Origin of the sequence: Nostoc sp. 2RC, assembly GCF_014222165.1 — a bacterium.
Classification (GTDB): domain Bacteria; phylum Cyanobacteriota; class Cyanobacteriia; order Cyanobacteriales; family Nostocaceae; genus Nostoc; species Nostoc linckia.
This window is the reverse complement of record NZ_JACKZU010000380.1, coordinates 1-7,835: the sequence shown is the minus strand read 5'-3', so window position 1 is coordinate 7,835 and position 7,835 is coordinate 1. Positions and strand designations below refer to the sequence as shown.

The window sequence follows — 7,835 nt, the reverse complement described above, 5'->3', positions numbered from 1 at the left end:
CCCTCATCCCCCCATCTCCCCATCTCCCCATACTTCTCTGCGAGAGGCTGCGCCAACGGCTCCGCTCAGTACAAGTCTCCCCATCTCCCCATCTCCCTCTTACCAAATCCACCTTTGCATCTGGGCGAAAGCTGGGTATATCCTAATCTTGAAGTAGAGTTTTGATAATTTCGGATTATGGCAGGACATAGTAAATGGGCAAATATTAAGCGTCAGAAGGCGGTAGTAGATGCAAAAAAGGGAAAAACCTTCACTCAGTTATCGAGGGCGATTATTGTTGCAGCGAGAAGTGGTGTACCAGATCCAGCGCTGAATTTTCAACTCCGCACAGCTATCGATAAGGCAAAGGCAGCAAGTATCCCTAATGATAATATTGAACGGGCGATCGCTAAAGGTGCAGGCACTTTTGGTACAGACAGTGCTAATTTTGAAGCAATTCGCTATGAAGGTTACGGCCCCGGTGGTGTCGCAATTTTAATTGAAGCGCTGACAGATAATCGCAATCGCACAGCCGCCGATTTGCGTACGGCTTTTAGTAAAAATGGCGGTAACTTGGGTGAAACAGGCTGTGTTAGCTGGATGTTTGACCAAAAAGGTGTTTGTGTCGTTCCAGGTGTGGTTAATGAGGAACAACTTTTAGAAGCATCCTTAGAAGGTGGCGCTGAGTCTTATGAAATGACTGAAGATGAAATGGCTGAGGTATTTACTGAAATCGGAAATTTAGAAACCCTTAGCCAAACACTTAAGGATAAAGGCTTTAAGGTAACTGATGCTGAATTGCGCTGGATTCCGAGTAATAGTGTAGAAGTTACCGATCCTGAGCAAGCGCGATCGCTTTTCAAATTAATTGACACTCTAGAAGCCTTAGATGATGTTCAAAATGTCACGGCTAACTTTGAAGTAGCAGAAGAGTTAATCAGTCTCAGCATTTCTTAATAAAAATCCGTCCAAACAGACATCAAAGATTCACATCAATTACAACGCAATGACATATACCTATTAGATAGTTGTAGTGTTCAACAATTGATGAGGAATTACAAGTGAATAACTTCGCTAAAGCTTTCGTTTTGGCTTCAATATTTGCTGCTCCCGTAGCCATTTCTACACCTGCTGTTCAAGCTGGAACTATCCACTCTACTAAGATAAAAACTACCAAAGTTCATCAGAAACACCATAAAAACCACAAGCATCACCTAGTTCACAAAGCTCATAAATAGTTACTATTAGCTACCAAAAATTGTAGTAGATCTGTAATCAAGTTTAGTCTCTGTCTTACACCAAAACCATTGTATTATTCAACCCGCTGTAATTTTTCATCATCAGCGGGTATTTCCAATTACAGCAGTTTTCATTTTCATGAGGTAGAAATTGATTAGTTTTGAGGCAGAAGGTAGGAGCCAAAAGAAGAATTTTTATATTTAATTCTCTAGTTGTGTACCTCATTTGGTTGCAAATTGTTGTAGCAGCGATCGCACCTAAAATAAACTAGTTTCACCACAGCTAAGATACCCGACTTTTTGTAAAAATCGAGTATCTTTCTGTTTAACAATTATTAACTATGGATACAATGTCAAAAAACTGGTTCTAACATACTTTTAATTGAAAATATAGCGTTTCCCAGGCTACTGAAGTACACACGAACCTTTTATATCAAAATAAATAGCTTTTAAAACGTACCTCACTAGATTGAGAAACGCTATAATATTCAAGCGTGTTTGCGTTTGCGAGTGGAAACAATACCAAAAGCGCCCATTGCTAAAAGACCAAGTACAGAAGCAGGTTCTGGAACTGTTTGGAAACCTTGTGGTGGTTTCTCTGCAAAGTAAACTTCATCCAAAAAGTTCCCTATGGAGGGATTACCCCCAGCAGCCGCTACTGAATCAAACTGCCAACGTGTTGTACCGCCAGTAGCAACAGTTGTGCCTTGATACTCTACCCAAGCTGTGTTGCCAGTGTTGTATATTTGACTGAAAAGGGTTGTATTAGTAGCAAGGTCAATAATAGATAAACGCATTGTATCTACGCCCTGACGACCGCGATGGAAAAATCGCCAAAACATAGTTGTACCAGCTGTAGTATCTACGTCTTGATATAGGCTAGATACCTGATTAGCATTAAGTTCAGCATATTGATTTGTGCCTAATGCTCCAGCATGAAAGAGTCTGGGAGTTTGAATTTCAATTTTATTATCTGTGGCTGTAGTCTCCCATCCAGGAATAAGAGATTCATCAATTGAGTCCCATGTCTTGGAACTAGAAACAACGGTGTCTTCAAAACCACCATTAATTAAGCCTGCCGCGTGAGCTTCTTGTGCATTTGTGACAATTCCCAAAGACATAGCTACACATCCAACAGCTGCCACACCCAATTTGTTAATGTTTTTCATGTTCACGGTTATATCAAGCTTTCTAGACCTCTCAAATATAAATTTAAGTACTAAATGTTTCAATAAAGACACAGTAAAATAACAGTGAAAAATTATAAATTTAGCAATTATTTTTACGTTAATAAATTGTAATAACTTAGTGTTTTTACTGAAAAAAATTTTGATGTCTGCTAGTGAGGCCATTCAAATTGTCAATTGCCAATCCCTTTTAGTATTCGTCTGAACTTGCTTAAAAAGCCGCGATCGCGTCAAAATAAGAGTTAAGATGCTGTAATTTATCTTCACAATGGCGCTAGCAGAGCTTAATCAAACTTTTTACTCTCCCCAAACAACATCAGACAAGCGGGGATATGAATACGATTTGGTAATTGTAGGCGGTGGAATTGTTGGGTTAACTTTAGCCTCTGCCTTAAAAGATTCTGGCTTGAGTGTGCTGCTGATTGAGGCAAAAGTGGCGTCAGCGGCGGTAGCTAAGGGTCAAGCCTATGCAATTCACATGCTTTCGTCCCTAATTTACCAAGGAATTGGAGTGTGGGACAAAATGTTGCCCGAAATTGCCAAATATTGCCGGGTTCGTCTTTCTGATGCCGATTATCCCGGTGTGGTGGAATTTGTCACAGATGATATAGGTACGCCAGAGTTGGGTTATGTGGCGGAACACCAAGCGCTATTGGAACCGTTGCAGGAGTTTGTCAGAAATTGTGCAAATGTGACTTATCTGTGTCCGGCTGAGGTGATAAAAACACAGTATCAACAAGACATTGTAGCCATAGATATTAAAGTTGCTGGCGAACTACGAACTATTAAAAGTAAATTACTCGTAGCCGCAGATGGATCGCGATCGCCAATTCGTCAAGCTGCTGGTATCAAAACCTCTGGCTGGAAATATTGGCAGTCTTGCATAGTTGCGTTTGTCAAACCAGAGAAACCCCACAATAACACTGCTTACGAAAGATTTTGGTCTAGCGGACCCTTTGCGATTTTACCTCTACCAGGGAACCGCTGCCGCATTGTGTGGACAGCGCCTCACGAAGAAGCAAAAGCTTTGTGTGCTTTAGATGATGAACAATTTTTAAAAGAATTAACCCGTCGCTATGGCAATCAAATGGGTAAATTGGAACTACTTGGCGATCGCTTCGTGTTTCAAGTACAACTCATGCAAAGCGATCGCTATGTTCTTCCGCGACTAGCATTAATTGGTGATGCTGCACACAACTGTCATCCCGTGGGGGGACAAGGTTTAAATTTGGGTATTCGGGATGCAGCAGCTTTGGCGCAAGTAATCCAAGCAGCCCACAAAGCAGGTAAAGATATTGGAGAGATTCAAATTCTCAAACGTTATGAACGTTGGCGCAAGTTGGAAAACCTGACAATTCTGGGTTTTACCGATTTGTTAGACCGAATGTTTTCTAATAATTTCTTGCCTGTGGTGATGGTTCGGCGTCTGGGTTTATGGTTATTGCAGCGAGTACCTATGTTGAAAGTATTTATGCTGAAGTTAATGATTGGTTTGAAGGGACGGACTCCAGAATTGGCAAAACGCTAAACCCTAAACCAGACCAGCTTGAAAAATCTGGTTTGGGGTGAGATTTAATTCGGGCAAGGTTTGGGAAATAATGCGTTGTTTACCGCCGCAGGCATCGCTTTCTCGAAACTTACTTATCTGATATTCTCCATCAACCAAGTTACAAACCAAGATTGTCGGTTGCTTGGGGTTACCGATAAAATTACGTCCACCCAAAGCACCATAATTGCGGGATGATTTTGGAATTTGCATCAACCATAATTCCCACCTTTAGTGTGTCCCTTTATCACAAACTCAACTTTATTAGATTAATTTTAAATAATCTACTTTTAGAAGTATTTTAAAATTTTGGTCAACCGACTATAGTAATAAGCCACAACGGCAATAATCATACATTAATCAGGCATTATTATATTTGCTTAAGCGCATATTAATTGAAGTATCAACTTCAATTGCTTTGCTGTGACTTTTAAGTTATTTCTCAATAAATTTTAAGAGACAAGATGAAGACAATTATCAACAAGGTTCACAATCGGATTATAGAAAACCTTTATCGAGTCCCATTGTTAAACAATAAGGCTGAGCTTTTATATCAAGCGGCGATAGAAAAACATATTGATTATCTACCTATGATTTCGACCGCAGATATGATTTTGGTTGAAACTCTCAAATGTCAGGGAATAGTTTTAACTTCGTTAGCAGAACTTTCAATTCCTTCTACTCCAGAAATGTTTCAGTCTGCACAAAGCTTGATGCCAAAAATCCCCAAAAGTATTTCTGGACAAAAGAATGAATTTATGATTCATGCTAGTTGCGAGCAAATGATGGAGCATCCAGAAATTTTTTTTTGGGGAATTCAACAGCGTTTACTCAATATTATTGAACATTATCTTGGTTTGCCGGTAGCTTATCACGATCCTTCTTTTCGCAGAGATATTGCTAATCCAGTAGAACAAAAATCAAGGCTATGGCATTTAGATAAAGAAGACCGCAAAGTACTAAAGGTGATTGTTTATTTAAATGATGTAAATGATGATGGAGGCCCGTTTCAATATATTCCCAAATCTGATTATTCAAAAGTAGCACGCTCTCTAAGCTATAAATATCGCTACATTAGAGACAAAACCATGCGACAGATTATACCGCAATTAAACTGGAAATCCTGTACAGGAGTTGCTGGCACTGTAGTTATGGCTGACACTGCTAATGTCTTTCATCGAGGAAAGATACCTTTATATTCAGATAGATTCACAATATTTTTTGACTACACTTCGAGAACGCCAAAACATCCGTTTTATTGTAAACCTCCATTGAGAGACGAGTATTTACAAATCATCACTCCCAAGCTTTCCCAACATCAAAGGGAATGTGTTTTTTGGCGTTAAAATCTGAAGCAAGTGTCGCGGATTTAACACTTGATATCTTTTTGTGTTGGCTGTTAACCATTGACAGCTAACTCACCAAAGTGTATCGAATTGTCGTTGGAATAATATAAAAATTGTTACATTTATCCTAGAGATAGATGTAACATTGTTTAAACTACGCTACCTCCTCAGTACTGTCAACCGTAAGATTGAAAATTAGTATTTTTGTACATAAAATTAAAAATCTGAAATTAAAAATTGGTAACACTGATGGTTAGGAGTGCTAGAGTTTCAAGAAATTCATCGGAACTTTTCAGCGGGTATTCATGCTGAAGAAACTACAGAAAAAGCAAATTTCCATAATTGCGGCTGCGGCGCTGTTTGCCTTTTCAGCGGGGGCAATGGTATCAGCACCAGAGATTGGCAAATCTCTGGGACAATGGCTCAAATTTGGGAAAAATCAGGTAGAGCAAGCATCTGACGCTAGCGTTGCTCAATCAGCGGTTTTTCCACTGATATCACAATCTCTGCCAGAACGGGCAGCAAAACTAGCTGCCATCGCCGGACAGTCGCCTTCTGTTGACCGCAATCGCGCTCGTTATCTTTTGGCGAGTGATTACATTGAAAGAACCCAAGGAAAAAAAGCTCTGGCTTTGTTGGAAGGATTAGAGAAAGACTATCCGACCCTCGCACCTTATATTTTGCTCAAACAAGCCCAGGCAGAAGATATGCTGGGTGAGGACGGCAAAGCCTCAGATCTCAGGCGAAAAGTCCTGAAAGAGTATCCCAAAGAACCAGCCGCAGTTAAAGCGCTGTATCTAATTGCCCAACCAAAGGAACAGGAAACGGCCATCGCTCAATTTCCTTCTAATCCCTTGACTTGGGAAATTATCCGCAAACGCTTACAAGAAAATCCCAATCAACCTAAATTACAGTTGATTTTGGCAAAATACGCCTACGACCAAGCAGGTATAGTGGGGGTTTTGGATGGGTTAGTTAAACAGCCTAGCCTCAAAGCCGAAGATTGGGAACTCATTGGTACAGCCTATTGGGAAAATAATCAATTTCTCAAAGCCGGGAATGCTTATGTCAAAGCACCCAAAACAGCCCGCAACCTCTACCGCACTGCGCGGGGGTTACAGGTAGGGGGGAAAGATAGAGAAAAAGCCATCGCCACTTATAAACAACTGGTGCAGCAATTTCCCCAAGCAAAAGAAACTGGTACTGCACTGCTGCGATTAGCAGAAATGGCCAAAACTCCCAAAGATGGCTTGCCTTATCTTGACCAAGTAATTAGCAAATTCCCCGACCAAGCCGGTGCTGCACTGGTACAAAAAGCCAAAACTTTCCAAGCACTCAAAGATCAAAAGTCAGCAAGCTCGGCTTGGCAATTACTGTTGGGCAAATACGGTAATTCTGATGAAGCAGCAGAGTATCGCTGGAAAGTCGCCCAAGATAAAGCGAACAACAAAGATTACATCGCTGCATGGCAATGGGCAGAACCAATTGTTACCAACAATCCCAACAGTATTTTGGCTCCAAGAGCAGGCTTTTGGGTGGGTAAATGGGCGGCTGCATTAGGAAAACAGCAAGAATCTCAAACTGCTTATGAGTATACGATTAGCCAGTTTCCCTACTCTTACTATGCATGGCGATCGGCGACGATGTTGGGGTTGAATGTCGGTAACTTTGACAACGTGCGCTCAATGAACCCAGAAGTCCTTGCACCCCAGCGTTCATTACCTCCCGCAGGTTCTGAAACTTTCAAAGAATTGTATCTGTTGGGTCAAGACCGGGATGCTTGGTTACAGTGGCAAACAGAATTTCAGAATAAACTTCAGCCAACGGTAGCAGAGCAATTTACTGAAGGCTTGATGCAGCTGGCAAGGGGAGAAAATCTCATCGGAATTGACAAAATTTCTAAATTGGAAGACCGGGAAATACCAGCTGAACTTGCCGAATATCAAACTCTAAGCAAACAAATCTCTTATTGGCAAGCCCGTTATCCATTTCCCTATCTGCGAGAAATTGAAAAATGGTCTACTGAGCGTCAACTCAATCCTTTGCTAGTAACTGCCTTAATTCGTCAAGAGTCCAGATTTCAACCCAAAATTAAATCTGTGGCAAATGCTACTGGTTTAATGCAGTTGTTACCGAGTACAGCTCAATGGATTGCCCCACAAATTAAGTTGGATAGCAAAACAATAAACCTAGAAGATCCTAACCAAAACATCATGCTGGGTACATGGTATTTGGATCATACCCATCAGCAATATAACAATAATTCTTTGTTAGCGATCGCCAGTTATAATGCCGGCCCTGGCAATGTCTCCAAATGGCTGCAAACTTACACTACACAAGACCCAGATGAATTTGTGGAAGACATTCCTTTTGATGAAACCAAAAATTATGTGCGTCAAGTATTTGGCAATTACTGGAATTATCTCAGACTTTACAACCCTGAAATTTCCAGCATAGTGGCAAAGTACTCGAATACACATCCGAAACTGCCGACACAGTGAAATGGGGGACTGGGGAGGCAGGGGAAGTGTGGGGAGTG

General features: G+C 40.9%; 6 protein-coding genes and 1 pseudogene. 5 read left to right on the top strand and 2 right to left on the bottom strand.

Features of this window, described 5'->3' with window-relative positions; all coding sequences use genetic code 11:
- Window positions 1-177: 177 nt before the first annotated feature.
- Both GNE10_RS29190 and GNE10_RS29185 read left to right on the top strand, forming a co-directional pair.
- A complete protein-coding gene (locus GNE10_RS29190; RefSeq protein ID WP_185569169.1) occupies window positions 178-936 on the top strand; it encodes a YebC/PmpR family DNA-binding transcriptional regulator in 759 nt (252 codons plus the stop codon).
- Between the two features lie 104 nt (window positions 937-1,040).
- The gene (locus GNE10_RS29185) at window positions 1,041-1,217 is read left to right on the top strand and encodes a hypothetical protein (RefSeq protein ID WP_185569167.1); all 177 of its coding nucleotides are present in this window, start codon (window positions 1,041-1,043) and stop codon (window positions 1,215-1,217) included.
- Between the two features lie 488 nt (window positions 1,218-1,705).
- On the opposite strand, the gene GNE10_RS29180 is transcribed toward GNE10_RS29185, so the two are convergent.
- Window positions 1,706-2,386: a PEP-CTERM sorting domain-containing protein gene (locus GNE10_RS29180; protein ID WP_185569165.1), complete on the bottom strand. Its 681-nt coding sequence runs from the start codon at window positions 2,384-2,386 to the stop codon at window positions 1,706-1,708.
- Window positions 2,387-2,672: 286 nt separating this feature from the next.
- Between GNE10_RS29180 and GNE10_RS29175 the strand changes: the two genes are divergently transcribed.
- Window positions 2,673-3,932, top strand: coding sequence for an FAD-dependent hydroxylase (locus GNE10_RS29175; protein WP_185569163.1), 1,260 nt, complete (start codon window positions 2,673-2,675; stop codon window positions 3,930-3,932).
- 3 nt (window positions 3,933-3,935) lie between these two features.
- On the opposite strand, the pseudogene GNE10_RS29170 reads toward GNE10_RS29175, so the two are convergent.
- Window positions 3,936-4,139 (bottom strand): annotated as a pseudogene (locus GNE10_RS29170) (Uma2 family endonuclease); the annotation flags it as partial.
- A gap of 275 nt (window positions 4,140-4,414) precedes the next feature.
- On the opposite strand from GNE10_RS29170, the gene GNE10_RS29165 reads away from it, so the two are divergent.
- Together GNE10_RS29165 and GNE10_RS29160 are read left to right on the top strand one after the other, a co-directional pair.
- A complete protein-coding gene (locus GNE10_RS29165; RefSeq protein WP_185569161.1) occupies window positions 4,415-5,296 on the top strand; it encodes a 2OG-Fe(II) oxygenase in 882 nt (293 codons plus the stop codon).
- 305 nt (window positions 5,297-5,601) lie between these two features.
- Window positions 5,602-7,797 carry a transglycosylase SLT domain-containing protein gene (locus tag GNE10_RS29160; protein WP_185569159.1) on the top strand — a complete coding sequence of 732 codons (2,196 nt, stop codon included), beginning with the start codon at window positions 5,602-5,604 and terminating at the stop codon, window positions 7,795-7,797.
- The last annotated feature ends 38 nt before the right edge of the window (window positions 7,798-7,835 follow it).

Bases quoted from the DNA above. Each gene is read 5' to 3' on its own strand.
- GNE10_RS29190 (WP_185569169.1), top strand. From the start codon at position 178: ATGGCAGGACATAGTAAATGGGCAAATATTAAGCGTCAGAAGGCGGTA.
- GNE10_RS29180 (WP_185569165.1), bottom strand. From the start codon at position 2,386: ATGAAAAACATTAACAAATTGGGTGTGGCAGCTGTTGGATGTGTAGCT.
- GNE10_RS29175 (WP_185569163.1), top strand. From the start codon at position 2,673: ATGGCGCTAGCAGAGCTTAATCAAACTTTTTACTCTCCCCAAACAACA.
- GNE10_RS29165 (WP_185569161.1), top strand. From the start codon at position 4,415: ATGAAGACAATTATCAACAAGGTTCACAATCGGATTATAGAAAACCTT.
- GNE10_RS29160 (WP_185569159.1), top strand. From the start codon at position 5,602: ATGCTGAAGAAACTACAGAAAAAGCAAATTTCCATAATTGCGGCTGCG.